Annotated in this window: 14 protein-coding genes; 2 read left to right on the forward strand and 12 right to left on the reverse strand. The window is 67.1% G+C overall.

Translation table 11 applies throughout. From position 1 onward, the window contains the following. Window positions 1-448: 448 nt before the first annotated feature. From rplI to MJ797_RS01945, 9 genes are all read right to left on the reverse strand, one after another. Complete coding sequence (gene rplI / locus MJ797_RS01905) at window positions 449-895, reverse strand: 50S ribosomal protein L9 (protein WP_239331131.1); 447 nt, start codon at window positions 893-895, stop codon at window positions 449-451. Window positions 896-906: 11 nt separating this feature from the next. Continuing rightward, the gene (gene rpsR / locus MJ797_RS01910; RefSeq protein WP_131749434.1) at window positions 907-1,143 is read right to left on the reverse strand and encodes a 30S ribosomal protein S18; all 237 of its coding nucleotides are present in this window, start codon (window positions 1,141-1,143) and stop codon (window positions 907-909) included. Window positions 1,144-1,181: 38 nt separating this feature from the next. After that, complete coding sequence (locus MJ797_RS01915; RefSeq protein WP_239331134.1) at window positions 1,182-1,769, reverse strand: single-stranded DNA-binding protein; 588 nt, start codon at window positions 1,767-1,769, stop codon at window positions 1,182-1,184. 14 nt (window positions 1,770-1,783) lie between these two features. Next, window positions 1,784-2,101 (reverse strand): 30S ribosomal protein S6, encoded by a 318-nt coding sequence (rpsF, locus tag MJ797_RS01920; protein WP_255738148.1) that lies wholly within the window; start codon window positions 2,099-2,101, stop codon window positions 1,784-1,786. A 125-nt stretch (window positions 2,102-2,226) separates the two neighbouring features. Next, window positions 2,227-2,505, reverse strand: coding sequence for a hypothetical protein (locus MJ797_RS01925; RefSeq protein WP_239331137.1), 279 nt, complete (start codon window positions 2,503-2,505; stop codon window positions 2,227-2,229). Between the two features lie 59 nt (window positions 2,506-2,564). Beyond that, window positions 2,565-3,971, reverse strand: coding sequence for a hypothetical protein (locus MJ797_RS01930; protein ID WP_239331140.1), 1,407 nt, complete (start codon window positions 3,969-3,971; stop codon window positions 2,565-2,567). Next, complete coding sequence (locus MJ797_RS01935) at window positions 3,971-5,743, reverse strand: glycosyltransferase 87 family protein (RefSeq protein ID WP_239331143.1); 1,773 nt, start codon at window positions 5,741-5,743, stop codon at window positions 3,971-3,973. Before MJ797_RS01935 ends, MJ797_RS01930 begins: the two co-directional genes overlap by 1 nt. A gap of 203 nt (window positions 5,744-5,946) precedes the next feature. Next, on the reverse strand, window positions 5,947-8,469 hold the full coding sequence (locus MJ797_RS01940) for a transglycosylase domain-containing protein (protein ID WP_239331146.1): 2,523 nt from the start codon (window positions 8,467-8,469) through the stop codon (window positions 5,947-5,949). 256 nt (window positions 8,470-8,725) lie between these two features. Then, window positions 8,726-9,127: a DUF5318 family protein gene (locus tag MJ797_RS01945; RefSeq protein ID WP_239331149.1), complete on the reverse strand. Its 402-nt coding sequence runs from the start codon at window positions 9,125-9,127 to the stop codon at window positions 8,726-8,728. 294 nt (window positions 9,128-9,421) lie between these two features. On the opposite strand from MJ797_RS01945, the gene MJ797_RS01950 reads away from it, so the two are divergent. Further along, window positions 9,422-10,054: a PadR family transcriptional regulator gene (locus MJ797_RS01950; protein WP_239331151.1), complete on the forward strand. Its 633-nt coding sequence runs from the start codon at window positions 9,422-9,424 to the stop codon at window positions 10,052-10,054. Window positions 10,055-10,167: 113 nt separating this feature from the next. Beyond that, window positions 10,168-11,238, forward strand: coding sequence for an inositol-3-phosphate synthase (locus MJ797_RS01955; RefSeq protein WP_239331154.1), 1,071 nt, complete (start codon window positions 10,168-10,170; stop codon window positions 11,236-11,238). Window positions 11,239-11,473: 235 nt separating this feature from the next. Here MJ797_RS01955 and MJ797_RS01960 read toward each other — a convergent pair whose 3' ends face one another. From MJ797_RS01960 to MJ797_RS01970, 3 genes are all read right to left on the reverse strand, one after another. Then, a complete protein-coding gene (locus MJ797_RS01960; protein ID WP_239331157.1) occupies window positions 11,474-12,865 on the reverse strand; it encodes an MFS transporter in 1,392 nt (463 codons plus the stop codon). 163 nt (window positions 12,866-13,028) lie between these two features. Then, the gene (locus MJ797_RS01965; protein ID WP_239331160.1) at window positions 13,029-14,615 is read right to left on the reverse strand and encodes a sulfatase; all 1,587 of its coding nucleotides are present in this window, start codon (window positions 14,613-14,615) and stop codon (window positions 13,029-13,031) included. Window positions 14,616-14,815: 200 nt separating this feature from the next. After that, the gene (locus tag MJ797_RS01970) at window positions 14,816-16,300 is read right to left on the reverse strand and encodes a CCA tRNA nucleotidyltransferase (RefSeq protein WP_239331331.1); all 1,485 of its coding nucleotides are present in this window, start codon (window positions 16,298-16,300) and stop codon (window positions 14,816-14,818) included. Window positions 16,301-16,338 lie beyond the last annotated feature (38 nt).

Here is a 16,338-nt window from a genome sequence, read left to right on the forward strand (position 1 = left end):
ACCGGCCAACCGGCCAATCGGCCAATCCCAGAGAACGGTCCCAGCCAGCGGCGCCGACTGTACGGGGGTGCGCCCCAGGAGCCCAAATAGTTATCCACAGGAACTGTGGATAAGACCTGTGGATAAGACCGAAAGCCTTGGGGACAGCATCAGGACAAGTCTCCTGAAGCTGTGGATAACCAACTGAAGGATAGATCGTCCAAGCCGAAGTCACGGCCTGGCGGGCATGGGCGCCATCCACCGCCTGTGGACAGAAGAAATCCAGAATTCGATCATCGTGCCTCGTGCCCTCGAAGATCAACAATGGATCTGGCGCCGACAGCGAACAACAACACGAAGGGTGACCACGATGTCACATCGACCGACCGATCCAGCGGCCAGCAGCCAACACCGTGGTCACCCAAACCGCCTGCTTCAAACCCGTTTTGATCTTCTCAGGCGGATCTTCTCAGGCGGAGACGACGTCCAGACTGACGGTCGCGACGACGTCCGAATGCAGGTGCACCGAAACCGTGTGGGCACCTAGTGACTTGATCGGCTTCGGTAGCTCCACCCGCCTGCGGTCCAGGTCCGGACCACCTGCCGCGGCGACCGCCGCCACCACGTCCGCTGCCGTCACCGAGCCGAACAACCGGCCTTCCTTACCCGCCCGGCTCACCAGCTGGACGGACAGGCTGGAAAGCTGGCCGGCAATCTCCTTGGCATGCCCGAGGTCCCGGACCTGCCGGGCCGAGCGGGCCCGGCGGATCTGAGCGATCTGCTTCTCGGCACCCCGCGTCGCCACGATCGCGTACCGACGGGGGATGAGGTAGTTGCGCCCGTAGCCGCCAGCGACGTCGACCGTGTCACCGGGGCTACCGAGGCCGGGTACCTCCTGAGTGAGGATCAGCTTCATCGCCATGCTCCTCAGCGAGCCGTCGAGGTGTAAGGCAGCAACGCCATCTCGCGGCTGTTCTTCACCGCGATCGCCACGTCACGCTGATGCTGACTGCAGTTGCCGGTGACCCGCCGGGCACGGATCTTACCGCGGTCAGAGATGAACTTCCGCAGCAGCGAGGTGTCCTTGTAGTCGATGTAGTCGCTCTTGTCCTTGCAGAACGCGCAAACCTTCTTCTTCGGTTTGCGCACGGCCGCCTTGGCCATCGTGCGCTCCTAGATGTCTGTGGGTGTGACCGACCCCCCTAGAACGGGGGCTCCTCGGAGTACGCTCCGGCGGGCGCGGACCACGGGTCGTCGACGGCACCACCGCCGTAGCCCGAGCCGCCGCCAGCGGGAACGGGGGTGCCGTAGCCGCCAGCTCCGGCAGCTCCGGCAGGACCGGCAGGACCGCCGGACGCCTGCGGCGGCCCGCCGTAGCCGCCAGCAGGGCCAGCGGCCGGCCCGCCATACCCACCGCCGCCACCGCGACTCGCCTTGACGACCTTTGCGGTGGCGTACCTCAGCGAGGGACCGATCTCCTCGACGTCCAGCTCGACCGAGATGCGCTCGTTACCCTCACGGTCGGTCCACTTCCGCTGCTTGAGCCGACCCTGCACGATGACCCGGGCGCCCTTCTGCAGCGACTCGGCAACATGCTCCGCGGCCTGCCGCCAGATGGAGCAGCGCAGGAACAGCGCGTCCCCGTCCTTCCACTCGTTGGTGGTCCGGTCAAGGGTCCGTGGCGTCGAGGCCACGGTGAAGCTGGCGACCGCGGCGCCGTTGGGCGTGAACCGAAGCTCAGGGTCGTTCGTCAGGTTTCCGACTACCGTGACAACTGTTTCGCCGGCCATGAAACCAAATCCCCTCAGGCCGCGATCTTACGTCGAGGCTTCTTCTCGGGAAGCCGGATCACCTTGGTACGGATCACCGATTCGTTGAGAACGAGCTGGCGGTCGAGCTCGGCGACCACCGCCGGCTCGGAATGCAGGTCAATGACGGCGTAGATGCCCTCAAAGCTCTTGCGGATCTCGTAGGCCAGCCGGCGTCGGCCCCAGACATCAACCTTCTCGACGACGCCGCCGCTGGAGCGGACGACGGTCAGATACTGGTCCAGAGACGGCGCGACCGTACGTTCCTCGAGATCCGGCTCAAGGATGACCATCAGTTCATAATGCCGTGGCAAGGGTGAACCCACCTCCTGTGGACTCGGGCGGCCACGGACAGTTCCGTGGCAGGAGGGACAAGCCGCGTATCCGGTCACCCGCACGCGGAAGACGCGCGGGCCAACAAGCGGCAACCTCGCAAACACTACTCGATGCGGCTCGGCCCGCGGGCCGCTGATCGCTGCCCAGCCAACTCCGCGCGATGGATGGGCAGCCCGGCTCGTCGGTCAACGCCCAGCGCCTCCGGCGGCGACCATCTAGCGGCGACGATCACCCGTAGCCCGGCGCTGACCAATCCGATGACAACCGTGAGCGCAAGCACCACGAGCAGGCCACGCAGGTGCCGATCAGGCGACGGCCAGATCACACCAACCACGGTCACGCCCAGAGCCGTGGCAAGGCCGACGCAGGTGACGACCGCCACGGCGAGGCTCCCCAAATGTCCGCGAGGTGAAGATCTGGGGAACGGAGCTCCAGGCGGACTCAGTCGACCCACTGGCCCTGGGTGAAGGCGATGACAAAGGCCGCCATGACCGGCGCACACAGCCAGCTGTAGGCCGGCCGCACCCAGGGCCGCCGGACCGCGACACGGCCAAGCAGCAGGTACATCGGGAAAGCGACCAGCATTGTCCGGATCCCTGAGGCGAAGTAGTTCGAGCAGCTCATCAACAGGGTCGCGGCACCGACGAAGGCAGCCTCACCTATCCGAGCGGACCGCACAAGCGCCACGGTCAGCACGACTCCGAGGACGACAGCGGCCACCTCACCGCGCCAGAACCAGGCGAACGCCGATGACTGCGACGTGTCGAAAGCAGCGTGCCAGGTCGTCCGCCATCCCACCCACGGCCAGTCGATCTCCCGGTGCCAGCCGACCCGCATCGCCTCGGCGTAGGAGTCCCACCGGCCAGTCCGGACCCGGAGGTAGGTGACAAAGCCGAGCACAGGCAACGGGGGCAGCGCGAGCGCGAGTCCCGGCAGCGCGAACACCGGCAGGCCCGCACGCCGCCGGCTGACGACATACTGCACCGCCAGCGCGAAGCAGAAGGGGATTCCGGTGACCCTGGTCGATGCGGCTCCCGCGCCGAGCAGACCGGCGGCCCACCAGTGCTGGCGGCGCGCGGCAAGCCAGGACGTTGTGGCGAAGCCGAGAAAAATCGCCTCGGAGTATCCGGCGCAGAGGAACACCGCGTAGGGGAACAGCAACAGCGCGAGGACCGCGAAGTCCGCGGCGCGGCGGTCCTGGCCACCCGGGCCTGCCCGGCGTCGGCTGCCGGCGGACACTGGTCCGGTTCCAGCGGACACCGGTCCGGTCGCGGTGGGCAGCACCGGTCCGGTCGAGATGGCCAGCTGTCCGGCCGCGGCGTCATCGATCTGCAGCTGCCAGATGGCCGCCACAGCCACGGCCCCCGCGACGAAGGAGACCACCATCCCCGCGACCGTCCAGTCACCAAAAACCAGATGAGCGAGCCGCATCGCGAGCGGGAACCCGGGAAAGTCCACCTCGGTGTGATCAGCGTACTTCGGGGACTCGTATCCGAAACGCGCGACCTTGGTGAACAGCCCGACATCCCACCGGTTCCACAACGTCGACAGGGTCGGCAGACCAGCGCTCGGCTGACCGGACAGCGCCCGGGACGCGGCCAACGACAGCAGGATGACCGCGATCCGGCTGGTGAACCAGACCGGAAGGGTCGCCCGGACGGCTTCCGGAAGCCGGTCCAACCACGACCGGACCGTGCCAGCCAAAGCGAGCCAGGGCTTGCCCGCGCCCTGAGCCGACGCACGGCCTGGCTCGGGCGTGGGCCCGGCCCTGGACGGCGTGGCCGCACCGGAATCCGGCGCGGCGTCACCAGAGTGATCAGATAGCGGGTCTCCCGACGTCAGGGCCATCAAACGGTCCCGACAGCCGCTGCCCACCCACCCGGATCGGGCTGGGTGACGGCCAGGTCGTCAGGCCGGGGTTCGGCGTCCGCCGCGGCGCGCGCGGCCCGCCGGCCGCGGCGGGCCGCGGAGCCGTCGAGTACCCCCCCGGCCGGGTCGTCCGCCTCGGCCGCGACGCGGACCACGTCCAGTTCGGGGCGCAGGATCTCGCGAATGACCAGCGAAGCAAACACACACAGAGTGAGGTCGCGGATGACGACGGCGCTGACGAACCAACCGCGGTCGATCCCACTCGCTCCGTTGGTGTCGTTGTAGACGAAGTGCAGGAAACGGGTGAGCAGCACGTAAGCCTCGCTGGCCTGCCAGGCCAGGAAGGCCGGCCAGCGAGGCCGGGCCAGCGCCGCGAGCGGCACCAGCCACAGCGTGTACTGCGGCGAGAAAACCTTGTTCGTCACCAGGAACACGGCAACCGTGAGAAACAGCAGCTGGGGCAGGCGCGGTCGCCGGGGCGCGAACCATCCCAGCGCGGCTATACCGAGAAGAAGTGACCCCAGCAGGACCATCGAAACGATATTGAGCGTACCGGTGGGGATGCCGTGCTCCCGGACACCGGTCAGTAGCACCGGGGCCAAGACCGCGACCAGCAGCCATCCGGTGAACGCCACCGCCGCGACCACCAGCCGCCCGGCCGGCCAACGCGAGGCCGCCACGAAACCGGCTGCGGCCAGCGCGATCCCGGCCGCCAGCATGATGATCAGATGGACGGCGCCGAACATGCGGGGCGAAAAGGAGCTGGCCAGCCAGGTGATCGCGAAAGCCAGCGAGTCCCAGTCCGGGCCGCGCCCGGAATTGAGGTCGACGAAGCGCAACATCGCGTTCGTCCCGTCACCCCAGTGGCCACCGATCCTGGCGGACCAGTCGCCACCAGCCCACAGCGTCCCCCAGATACTGTCGCCCACCCGCTCGTCACCCTTGAAGTACCCGGCGATCAGCCAGAGCGGCCCCCACACCGCCGCGGCAGTCGCCACCGTCGCTACCAGGGTACGGACAAAGGACCGGAGCATGCCCGCACGCAGGGTGAGTACGGCCAGTGGCAGCAGGAACAACAGCGGGTAGAACTTCGTCGCCGCGCCCAGTCCGATCAAGATGCCGGCGAGCGTGGGCGCACGGCGTGACCAGGCCAGCAGACCCCCGGCGGCGAACGCCACCGCCAGGATGTCCCAGTTGGTCATGAGATGGAGCAGCAGAACGGGAGCGAGCGCGACCAAGGCGGCGTCGAAGACCCTCGCCCGGCCCGCGGCCAGCGCCGTGCAGAACACCGTGGCACAGGCCGCCACCAGGAACAGCAGGGCCGTGACATCGTAAAAAGTCGCTGTGCGCTGGTCGATCGTGTATCCGGCAACGACCTGTCTGCCAGCGTCATCGCGGTACACCGGCCGCGACGGCGAGGCGAAGCCGGCGACGGATGACGCGAGCTGCATGGCAGCGCCAATCAGCGGCGGGTACTCAGTGGGGTAGTCGAGGAAGGGCCGCTTGCCATTGGCCAGCCCCTCCTGACCGTACAGGGCGACCACGTCCGAATAGCACATCCGCGTGTACTGGTACTCATGCGACCAGTTGCGGGTGTCCCGGCAGGGCGCCTTCTGGGCGTAGGCCAACAAGCACATCGCGACGGTGAAGGCCATGAGTACCCGCAGCGGCGTCCACCAGCTCCGGCCGACACCGATGCGGGCGTGTGCCCCGGGCGGGCCACCGATGATCATACTTGCACCGGCAACCACCGGGTCCTCCTCCGACGGGCACACCCGTCGGAGGGATGCCGTCGGCCGGGACACTTCGGGGCCTGTCCCAGGATGCGTCTCCCGGCGTGCGCTAGCCATGGGTCATTCTCACCCGGGCCGCACGCCGCACCTGGACCGCATGCCTCCCACGCGAGGCGCGTCTCGCAGTGGCAGCACTGGCACGCCCGTCGGGCTCCATGAACTCACCCAAAAGGCGTCGGAAATGTAATATTGTTATTATTGCCACCATTATTGTTATTGGGTGATTGCTTGGCCTTTGGTGTCGCTGTCGCTGGCACCGGCCCAGGTGGGGTAGTCGCACCAGCGGTGGGCGAACTTTCCGGGATCGGTCGCGACTGCGTGGGGGAGATCGACGCCGCCGCTGTCGATGTCGGCCCAGGCAGCTGCGGGACGGTCGGCTCCGGAGTCGGCGACGGTGAGGCGTTCGTGACCGTCCCAACGTACTTCGGCGCGGCAAAAGGCTGTGGCGCTACGCCACTCAGCGCGCCGTCCATGAAGGCCTTCCAGACCTTGGCCGGATAACCACCGCCATAGACACCGCTCATAGCCCCGGGGATGCCGACCAGCGCGGTCGCCTTGCTGACGCCACCGTCGCCCCGGAACATGTTCACGCAGGCCGCCAGCTGTGGCACGTAGCCGCAGAACCAGGCGGTACGGAAGTTGTCGGTGGTACCTGTCTTGCCCGCCGCCGGACGGCCGTCGGCCAGCTGGGCGGCCTTGCCGGTACCATCCTTGATCACTGACTGCAGAGCGTAGGTCACGTCCGCGGTCACGCTCGCGGACAGAGCGTTCGTCGATCTCTTCGGACCCTCGTAGATAACCTTTCCCTTACCGTCGACGACCCGGTCGACGAGATGCGGGGGGATGGCCTTCCCCCCGTTCGCGAAGGTGCTGTAGACCGCGACCATGTTCTTGGCCGTGATGCCGTCCCGGCCGAGAGTCACTCCGGCGTCGTCGGTGAGCGCGACGTCCTTGGACACACCGAGAGCACGCGCGGTGGAGATCACGTTATCGATTCCAGCGGTGATACCCAGCGGTACGAACACCGTGTTGATGGATTCCGCGGTTGCTTTGATCAGATTGGGGTAGCCGAAGTTGCCGTGTTCCTCGTCATTGTGAACGACGTACGTACCGCTGCCGTCGGCGGCGTTTCCGGGGATCTTGAGCACGTCCGGGGCCTCGTAGGTCGAGTTCAGGCTCGCGCCGTGCGTCAGGGCCGCGGCCAGGGTGATCGGCTTGAAGGTCGACCCAGGCGGCACCTGCGCCTCCGAGACGTTGTCCTCCCAGAAGGTCTGGCCGTTCGTGCCCTTGCCGTAGATCGAACCGCCGTACCAGGCAAGTACCCGGCCGCTGCTCGGTTCGACGGCGACCAGCCCGGTCCGCAGGTCGGGCACGGCGGCGTAGGGTTTCTGGAGCACGTTCGTGACAGCCAGGTAGGCGGCGGTCTGGCGGCCCTGGTCGATGCTGGTCTGGATGCGCAGACCCTGCAGGTTGATCTGCTGCTCAGTGATACCAGCGGCGATCAGCTCATCCTTGACCTGGTCACGAATATAGGCGGCCTGCGGCGATGAGACCGCCAGCCCGTTGGACTTGTCCCGTTCCTTGGTCACCGGAGGCTTCTTGTCGGGACCCGCGCGGGACGGGTCCAACCAGCCTTTGGCGACCATCGTGTCGATCACCTCGTGCCAACGGCGCTCCGCGGCGACCGGGGTCACCCTCGGGTCGAGGGCGTTCGGCGAACGGATCAGTCCGGCGATGACCGCGCCCTCCTCCGCGGTGAGGTCCTTGGCGGGCTTGTCGAAATAGGTCTTGGCAGCGGCCTCGATGCCATAGCATCCGCGCCCGAAGTAGATCGTGTTCAGATAGAACTCCAGCACATCGTCCTTGGAGTACTGCTGATCGATCTTGATCGCCATGGCGATCTCTTTGAACTTCCGGGAGAAGGTCCGCTCCTGGGTCAGGTAGGCGTTCTTGGCGTACTGCTGAGTAATCGTAGAACCACCCTGAGCGATCTCACCGCCACGGAGGTTCACCCAGATCGCTCGGGCGATTCCCTTCGGGGAGATACCGGGTTCGCTGTAGAAGTTCTTGTTCTCGGCGGCGAGCACCGCGTGCTGGGCGTCCACCGACACCTGGGAAAGCGGTACGTTCGTCCGGTTGACCGTACCGATCTTGGCGATCTCGGCCCGGCCGTCGGCGTAGGTGATGACCGACGTCTGTTCGGCGGTGTTGACCGTGGCTGGCAACGGCACTTTTGTGAAGGCCAGGACCACCGCCACCAGGGCGGCGATCATCAGCACACTGAACAACAGCCCAAGCAGGACGAGTCGCCGCAACCACCGAGGACGGTTTCGCCAGAACATCGGACCGTGTTTCCCCTGACCTCTGCGGACCGTGGGCTCGGCCGCGCGGCGGCCCGCACGGCCAGGCGGGCTGTCGCCGCCCCGATCGAGGGCCTCGACCGCCGACGTGGCGGACACGTCATCCGGGCGGGGACGGCGCACGTAGGTGGTGGAGCTGGCGGTGCGCTCGCGTACGCCGATGCGGTCCATCGCGACCCGGTCGGTCGTGTCGTACAGGCTGCTGGTGGCCCCGCCCCATCCGTCGGGACCGGGATGGTCCCGGCCAGCCGGGGCATGGCGGACCTGGGTACGCCCGTTGTCATCATCGTGCGGGTGCGCATCCCGATCGTAGGGTGGCCTCACTGACTGTCCCGTCCGTCGTGACAGGGGGTAGAAGACCCCGCATGGTCGGTGGCTGACAAAAGACGCTACGCCGTCCTTCAGGAGCACACCCACACCGCCTCCGGCAAAACCGCTTCCACGACGGAGTCACCAGCGGACCGGACACCTTGCCGACGGCTCGCCAACCGGCGGCCTCGGGACGGCCAGCTCCCTGCGGCAGCCTCCCCTGAGGCCGCCGGCCGCGTGCGGAGAAGCGTGCCCACGTGGTCCTGACCGGCTAGTCAGCGGTGCGCCGGCTGTTCCCCCGGCGTGCGCGGGGCTGGCCGGTCCCGATCACAAAGGACGTGGTCAGGTGGTTCCAGCCACAGCAGGTGCAGACCTCCACCACATAGACGTTCAGTTCGCTGAACCGTTGCTCCAGCTCCGGTAGGTCCCTGGTGGCCCGGACCCGACCAGAGCTCACGCCGAGCTCGTCACCGTAGGTGTAGGTAACGTTGATCAAAGGATCGTTCCGGCAGACCGGACAACGCCGAGCAGCCGGCTCACCATGGTACTTGGCCGCTCGGAGCAGGTACGGATGGGCGTCACAGACGTCCGTCGTCGACACTCTGCCCGCGTGCAGATCAGCGAGCGTCGCTCGCCGGGCGAGCGCGTAGTCGATAACCGACCGTGGGCGCATGGCAAAAACGGTACGCCGGATGCCGCGTCTCGGCAGACGGTCCGGACAGATGCGTCAGCGGTACCGGAGAACCCCTGAACACGGCGTGTTACAGGCCGCCAGCTGACCATCTCGCCGTTCCGTACCAGACATCCGTTGTTGCCTTGGATTCCCCGAAGTGGCATCCTCGATGTATCGGAACGATATGTCTGACACTCTGATCATAACCGCTTAATCGTAATCACTGGATCACAATCACTAGATCACGACAGCTGGATCACAACAGTCAGCTCAGTCACGGTGGAGGGAGTAGCGATGTTGGAGTTGGCCGTCCTCGCGCTGCTCTCGGAAAGTCCGATGCACGGCTACGAACTGCGAAAACGACTGAACACCGTGCTGGGTACCTTCCACCGTTTCAGCTACGGGTCGCTGTACCCGTGCCTGCGCAAGCTCGCGGCCGAGGGCTACGTCACCGCCGACGGCCCCACTGCCGCGGGTCGCCTCGGTGGTCGCAGCCGTGTCGTGTACACCCTCACCGCCGAGGGCAAGGAACGCCTCGCGGCCCTTCTCGGTGAAGGCGGTCCGTCCTCCTGGGAGGACGAGATGTTTGGGATCCGCTTCGCCTTCTTCGGTAAAACCGATGCGGCTGTCCGGCTGCGCATCCTTGAAGGCCGGCGCGGACGGTTGGAGGAACGACGGGAGAAGGTCCGGTCCGCGCTGACCAGGACCCGCGAACGGTTCGACTCCTACACGCTCGAGCTTCAGCGTCACGGTCTCGAGTCCGTCGAGCGCGAGGTCCGCTGGCTGACCGAACTGATCGAGACCGAGCGGGCACAGGCACCGCCCACAGGGGTGCCCCCAGACCTGTCCGCGCATGCGGCGCGGCCCGGGGCGACACCGCCACCGGCTCGGGAGGACAACGGCGACGGGGTTCCGCCCGCCGGCTGACGGGCGGGTGCCTCTGATCCCGCGTCGTCGCCGTAACCACCAGCGGCCCGGCCATCAGCAGCAGCATCCACAACCAGCATCACTTCACACACAGCCAAAGGGAGCAGACCGTCATGGGTTCGGTACGTGTCGCTATTGTCGGTGTAGGCAACTGCGCCGCATCCCTCGTCCAGGGGGTCGAGTACTACCGCGACGCTGATCCGTCGGCGCGGGTGCCGGGCCTGATGCACGCCCAGCTTGGCAACTACCACGTCCGGGACCTTGAGTTCGTCGCGGCGTTCGACGTCGACGCGAAGAAGGTTGGGCGTGACCTGTCCGAGGCGATCGTCGCCAGCGAGAACAACACTATAAAGATCATCGATGTACCACCGCTCGACATCGCTGTCGCCCGCGGTCACACCCTGGATGGCCTTGGCCGCTACTACCGCGAGACGATCGCCGAGTCCGATGAGGAACCCGTGGACGTAGTGGCCACCCTGCGTGAGGCCCGTGTTGACGTCCTTGTCTGCTATCTCCCTGTCGGCTCCGAAAACGCGGCGAAATTCTATGCCCAGGCCGCGATCGACGCGGGTGTCGCCTTCGTCAACTGCCTGCCGGTGTTCATCGCGGGCCGGTCCGAATGGGCGGAGAAGTTCCGCGCGGCCGGGTTGCCAATTGTCGGCGACGACATCAAATCGCAGGTCGGCGCCACCATCACCCATCGCGTACTGGCAAAACTGTTCGAGGACAGAGGCGTCGTCCTGGACCGCACGATGCAGCTCAACGTCGGCGGCAACATGGATTTCAAGAACATGCTCGAGCGGGAGAGGCTGGAGTCCAAGAAGATTTCCAAGACGCAGGCGGTGACGTCTCAGCTCTCCCACGACATGGGCCGGGAGAACATCCACATCGGTCCGTCCGACTATGTCTCCTGGCTGGACGACCGCAAGTGGGCCTATGTCCGCCTCGAGGGACGCGCCTTCGGGGATGTGCCGCTGAACCTGGAGTACAAACTCGAGGTCTGGGACTCACCGAACAGTGCCGGTGTGGTCATCGACGCGGTCCGCTGCGCCAAGATCGCCCTTGACCGGGGGGTCGGCGGGCCGCTGCTCGCCGCATCCTCCTACTTCATGAAGTCACCACCGGAGCAGTACCGTGACAACGTCGCCCGCGACAAGGTGGAGGCGTTCATTCGCGGCGAGTAGGACAAGCCGCGAAGGCACCGAGGGGGGCCGGCCATCCGGAGGGGGTGGCCGGCCATCCGGAGGGGGTGGCCGGCCATCCGGAGGGGGTGGCCGGCCCCCCTTTTCATCGCTTCTTTCGCCGCCTTTTTCGTTGCCTTTTCCATGCTTTTCCATGCTTTTCCGCTGCCCATCGCCAGCTGTCACGGTCAGCCATCATGGCCGGATCACTGTCCCGGCGGGCCGGAGAACCGTGTGATCATAATTCTTTCGCGCGTCCGGAGGCCTCGAGCGAGATGGCGGGCGCCGTTGTCACCGAGGCAGGCGGCGCGGTGGTCGTGGGCAGCGGGCCAAAGCGCGGTCCATCCGGATCGGATGGACCGGATGAACCGGACGTTCGCGTGCTCAGGTACAACAGCGCACACACGACGTAACCGATACCGGCGGCCACCACCATGACCGTTGACCTGCCGGTGGCCGGTAGGGTGACCGCCGCGAGCGCGGCGGCGGCCACATAAGCGACGTTGAACAGAAGATCATACAGGGCGAAGACGCGTCCCCGGTAGGCGTCGTCGATCTGTTCCTGCACGACCGTGTCAACACAGATCTTGCTGGCCTGGGCCGCGAACCCGATCGGTACCGATGCGGCGATCAGCAGCGGCGAGGTGAACGGAAGACACAGAACGATCTCGACAACGCCAGCGGCGAGCAGGACGAGAACAATCCACATCTGCTTGCCAACCCGCCGGGTCACCCGCGGTGTCACGAACGCGGCCGCGACCGTTCCCACCCCACCGGCTGTCACCAACAGCGCGAGGCCTCCCAGGCCTCCGTCCGCGCCCGTGAAGTAGTTACGGTAGAGCAGGATTGCCATGACCGAGGTCAGCCCGTACGACGCCCGGGACCCGGTCAGCGTGGCCAGGGCGTACCGGGCCGGCGTCCGCCGCCACAGATGGCCCGCACCGTCCGCCAGTTCCGCGACCACCTGTCGAACCTCGCTGAGAACGCCCTGCCCGGGCGGTGCGGCCAAGGGGCCGAACTCGCCCCGGCCCGCGCGGGTGGCGGTACCCGCGACCACCAGGTAGATCATGCTGGCGAACGCGGCCACCAGCGCGACACCCGCGTCGTCCCCACCGATCAGCCCCCGCAGACCGCTGCCGATGCCGGCACCGATGAGGGTCGCGAGCGTCCCGGCGGTGGTCGACAGCGCGTTCGCCGTGACGAGCCCCTCCTCGGCGACGACAACCGGCAGACCCGCGGACAGCGCGGCGAGCACGAACCGGTTGACACTGACCACCGCCAGCGCGGCCGCGTAGAAGTCAGCGCCGGTATGCCCAGCGGCGATCAGCACGACGAGCAGGCCGAGCAGGACTGCCCGGACCAGCGCGCAGACCACCAGCACCCGCTGCCGTGACACCCGGTCGAGCACGATCCCGGCGAACGGCCCGATAACGCTGAACGGCAGGACAACGATGGCAAGCGATGTTGCGAGCGCCGCCGCGGAGGTGGCTCGCTCCGGCGAGAACAGCACATAGCTGACCAGGGTCGCCTGGAAGACGCCGTCCGCGGCCTGTGAGGTCAGTCGGGAGGCGAAGAGCCGCCGGAATCCGGTCAGCTCGAACAGTTGTCGCAGATCTCCGGCCCGCGCCACACCACGAGCCTACGGACCCACCCGGCCGCCGGCCGCGCCGTACCCCTCCAGCGCCCGCTCCGGCCTTCGCTGACACGGCCGGAGCGGGCCGCCGCCCCGCGTGGCCAGGTGCCCACGGGGCGGCGCTGTGACACGGGTTGACGGCCGGGCCAGGCGCCTGCGCTCAGTTCCGGCAGGACGCTCCGGCGCAGGTCGCGAGCTGGTTCAGCCGCGCGTCGAGCTGGGCGACGAGAGCCGCGTTCTGTTGCCTGCCCGCCGGGGTGGCGAGCAGGTTCGTGAGTTCGTACGGGTCGGCCGCCAGGTCGTAGAGCTCAAACTGGTGGACCTGTGGGGCCCGGTCGACGTCGTACCAGCGGACGTAGAGGTAGCGATCGGTCCGCAGACCGATCCACGGCGGCAGGTCGAGGTAGTGGGCGGCCGCGTTGTTCACCTGCTCGGCGACGATCCCGTCCTGGCCGTCCTCGCCGGGGCCCGCATACTGGCCCAGCAGGTCGCGGCGCCACGACGTCGGTTCCCGACCGTGCAGCAGGCCGGCGAGCGACTGCCCGTCGACGTCCGCCGGAACCGCCACCCCGGCCAGCTCCAGAAAGGTCGGCGCGAGGTCGATCTGCGCGACCATGTGGCTGTCCGTACCCGCCTTGATCCCGGGCCCGGCGACAACCAACGGCACCCGCAGCGACTCCTCGTAGGGAGCCATCTTCTGGACGAGACGGTGAGAGCCGAGGTTGTAGCCGTTGTCCGAGGTGAAGACAAGATAGGTGTTGTCGAGCTTGCCGGTGTCACGCAGCGTAGTCACGATGTTCGCCACCATGTCGTCGAGCGCGTACAGCGACCCCATCCGGTTCCGGTAGTCCCAGTCGTTGGTAGCCCTGACCACGGCGGAACGCTCGGTCGCGCTGGACGAGAGCCACCATGGCTTGTCCGAGACGTCCGGCTCGTTGAAGTTCGGGGTGTGCGGAGCGGTGGCATTGGCGAACGGGTTGGCGGCGTCGCGGGGTGCCGGTGGCAGGGGCAGATGCGGGGCCGTGGACGCCGCATACCAGAAGAACGGCGTGTTGTCAGCGGCGGCCCGCCGGATGAAGTCCGCGGACTTGGCGGACACGACGTCGGTCGAGTAGTTCGCCGGATTGTCCGGACCGCCGTACTGGACCATCATGCCGTTCTCGTTCAACGTGTAGTTGTAGCCGGTGTAGAAATTGTTGTTGACGCTTCCGTACCATTCTGACCAGCCTGGCGGAATGTGCTCCGGCGCGGCCTCTATTCCGTTCATGTACTTCCCGGCGAGGCCGGTGCGGTACCCAGCGTCGTGCAGGTACTTGGCGAACGTCTTCTCCTCGTTGCCGTTCGCGGCGAACGTGGCCCAGCCGCCGACGTCACCGGAGTTGGTGAGTACGCCGGTGTTGTGGCCGTACTTGCCGGTGAGGATCGTCCCGCGGGCCGGGCAGCAGATGGGCGTCGGGGCAAAGCTGTTGGTGAACGTCAGCCCGCTGTCCCGGATGAGGGCGGCCGTCCGCGGCATGGCCGCCCAGTACGGCGACGTGGTGGCGTCCAGATCGTCGGCAAGGATGAACACGAAGTTCGGCCGGCTGTCGCTGTTCGCCACGTTCCGCGCGTCCAACGGCGCGGAGCCGGTTGACGGCGGCCCGGTCCGTACCACGGGAATGATCGCGGCTGCCACGGCGATGACGCCCAGTACGCCGGCGATACCGAACCGCGCCCGTTTTCCGAGATGTCGATGTCGTGCGGACACCACAGGTCTCCTTCTCCGTCTGTGTCCTCCAGACGGGACCACAGGCGACACGACCGTCCTTTTCCACGCGCCGGAAGCCCTGCGTCCCGAACCACTTGGCAGAGGAACGGAGTCGAGCGTGACCGGGCCGCGTGTGAACGGCTGGAAGGTAATGTGTGAGTCCGCTTCGAAAATCGCCCCGCCGAAAAAGACGGCGACCACTAGCGGTCGGGCTGCTCCCCGGGGATCGGGACGCCGTTCTCCCGGGCCCAGCGCAGGAGTTCTGTCTCAGCCGCCTGTCGTCCCACCAGGCCCGCCTCGAAACGGAAATCGAGCATGTGCGCCCTGGCCCGGCCGACCAGCTGGCCCGGCGGCAGGCCTAGCAGCTCCATGATGTCATCGCCGGACAGCTCCGGGCGGATCGCGGCAATCTCCTCCTGTTCGGACAGGCGGGCAATTCGCTCCTCAAGCGCGTCGTAGGTCGCGGCCAGCGTCTCGGCCTTGCGCCGGTTGCGCGTCGTGCAGTCCGACCGGACGAGCTTGTGCAGGCGGGACAGGTACGGCCCAGCATCGTGGACGTACCGACGGACGGCCGCGTCGGTCCACTCGCCACGGCCGTAGCCATGGAACCGCAGGTGCAGAAACACCAACAGGGTGATCGCGTCTGTGACATCCTTGGGAAACCGCAGCGCCGCCAGCCGTTTACGGGTCATGTCGCGGCCGACCACCTCGTGGTGGTGGAAGGAGACACCACCACCGGAGATGTGCCGCCGGGTTTTTGGCTTGCCGATGTCGTGCAGCAGGGCAGCCCAGCGCAGTACCTCGTCCGGGCCGCCCTCGGGCAGTGGGTCCTCCAGCGCGATCGCCTGGCGCAACACGGTCAGGGTGTGGGTATAGACGTCCTTGTGCTGGTGGTGCTCATCGATCTCCATCCGCAGCGCGGGCAGCTCCGGCAGGACGATGTCCGCGACGCCGATGTCCACGAGCCGCTCCAGCCCGACGACCGGGTCGGCCGAGAGCATGAGTTTGCGCAGCTCGTCCCGGATACGCTCGACCGATACGATCATCAACCGGGAGGCCCTGGAACGCATCGCCGCGACCAGCTCGGCGACGGGGGTCAGCCCGAGCTGGGCTTCGAACCGGGCGGCCCGCAGGATGCGCAGCGGGTCGTCGTCGAAGGAGGCCTCTGGGGAACCCGGGGTCCGCAGCACTGTGCGCGCGAGGTCCGCCATTCCGCCGAACAGGTCGACGAACTCGTGGCCGGGTACGGACACGGCCATGGCGTTCACGGTGAAGTCACGGCGGGCGAGGTCGCCCTCGAGGGTGTCACCGTAGGCAACGGTCGGGTTCCGGGACGCCCGATCATAGGCTTCGGTGCGGTAGGTGGTCACCTCGAACCGCACCCCGGTACGGATCAGCCCGACGGTTCCGAACGCGATCCCGGCCTCCCAGACAGCGTCCGCCCAGTCGCGGGTAATCTCCAGGACACGTTCCGGCCGGGCATCGGTGGCAAAATCAAGATCAGCGGCATCCGCGCCAGCGCTCAGGCGGCCGAGCAGGGCGTCCCGAACCGAACCACCGACGAGATACAGGCTGTGACCGGCGCGGGCAAAGAGCCGGCCCAGGTCATCAGCGGGAGCCGGTACCTTGAGGAGGGCGCTGACCGCCCGCTCCGCGGAGTCACGTGGATTATCCAGGCAGATCACTGACACCGTCTCAGGGTATCGGCCTTCCCCCGTGCAAC

This window comes from Protofrankia sp. CiP3 (genome assembly GCF_917627345.1).
GTDB lineage: Bacteria > Actinomycetota > Actinomycetes > Frankiales > Frankiaceae > Protofrankia.

Coding starts and splice junctions, on each gene's coding strand:
- rplI (WP_239331131.1), bottom strand. CDS start 895: ATGAAGCTGATCCTCACTCAGGAGGTACCCGGCCTCGGTAGCCCCGGT.
- rpsR (WP_131749434.1), bottom strand. CDS start 1,143: ATGGCCAAGGCGGCCGTGCGCAAACCGAAGAAGAAGGTTTGCGCGTTC.
- MJ797_RS01915 (WP_239331134.1), bottom strand. CDS start 1,769: ATGGCCGGCGAAACAGTTGTCACGGTAGTCGGAAACCTGACGAACGAC.
- MJ797_RS01930 (WP_239331140.1), bottom strand. CDS start 3,971: ATGGCCCTGACGTCGGGAGACCCGCTATCTGATCACTCTGGTGACGCC.
- MJ797_RS01945 (WP_239331149.1), bottom strand. CDS start 9,127: ATGCGCCCACGGTCGGTTATCGACTACGCGCTCGCCCGGCGAGCGACG.
- MJ797_RS01950 (WP_239331151.1), top strand. CDS start 9,422: ATGTTGGAGTTGGCCGTCCTCGCGCTGCTCTCGGAAAGTCCGATGCAC.
- MJ797_RS01955 (WP_239331154.1), top strand. CDS start 10,168: ATGGGTTCGGTACGTGTCGCTATTGTCGGTGTAGGCAACTGCGCCGCA.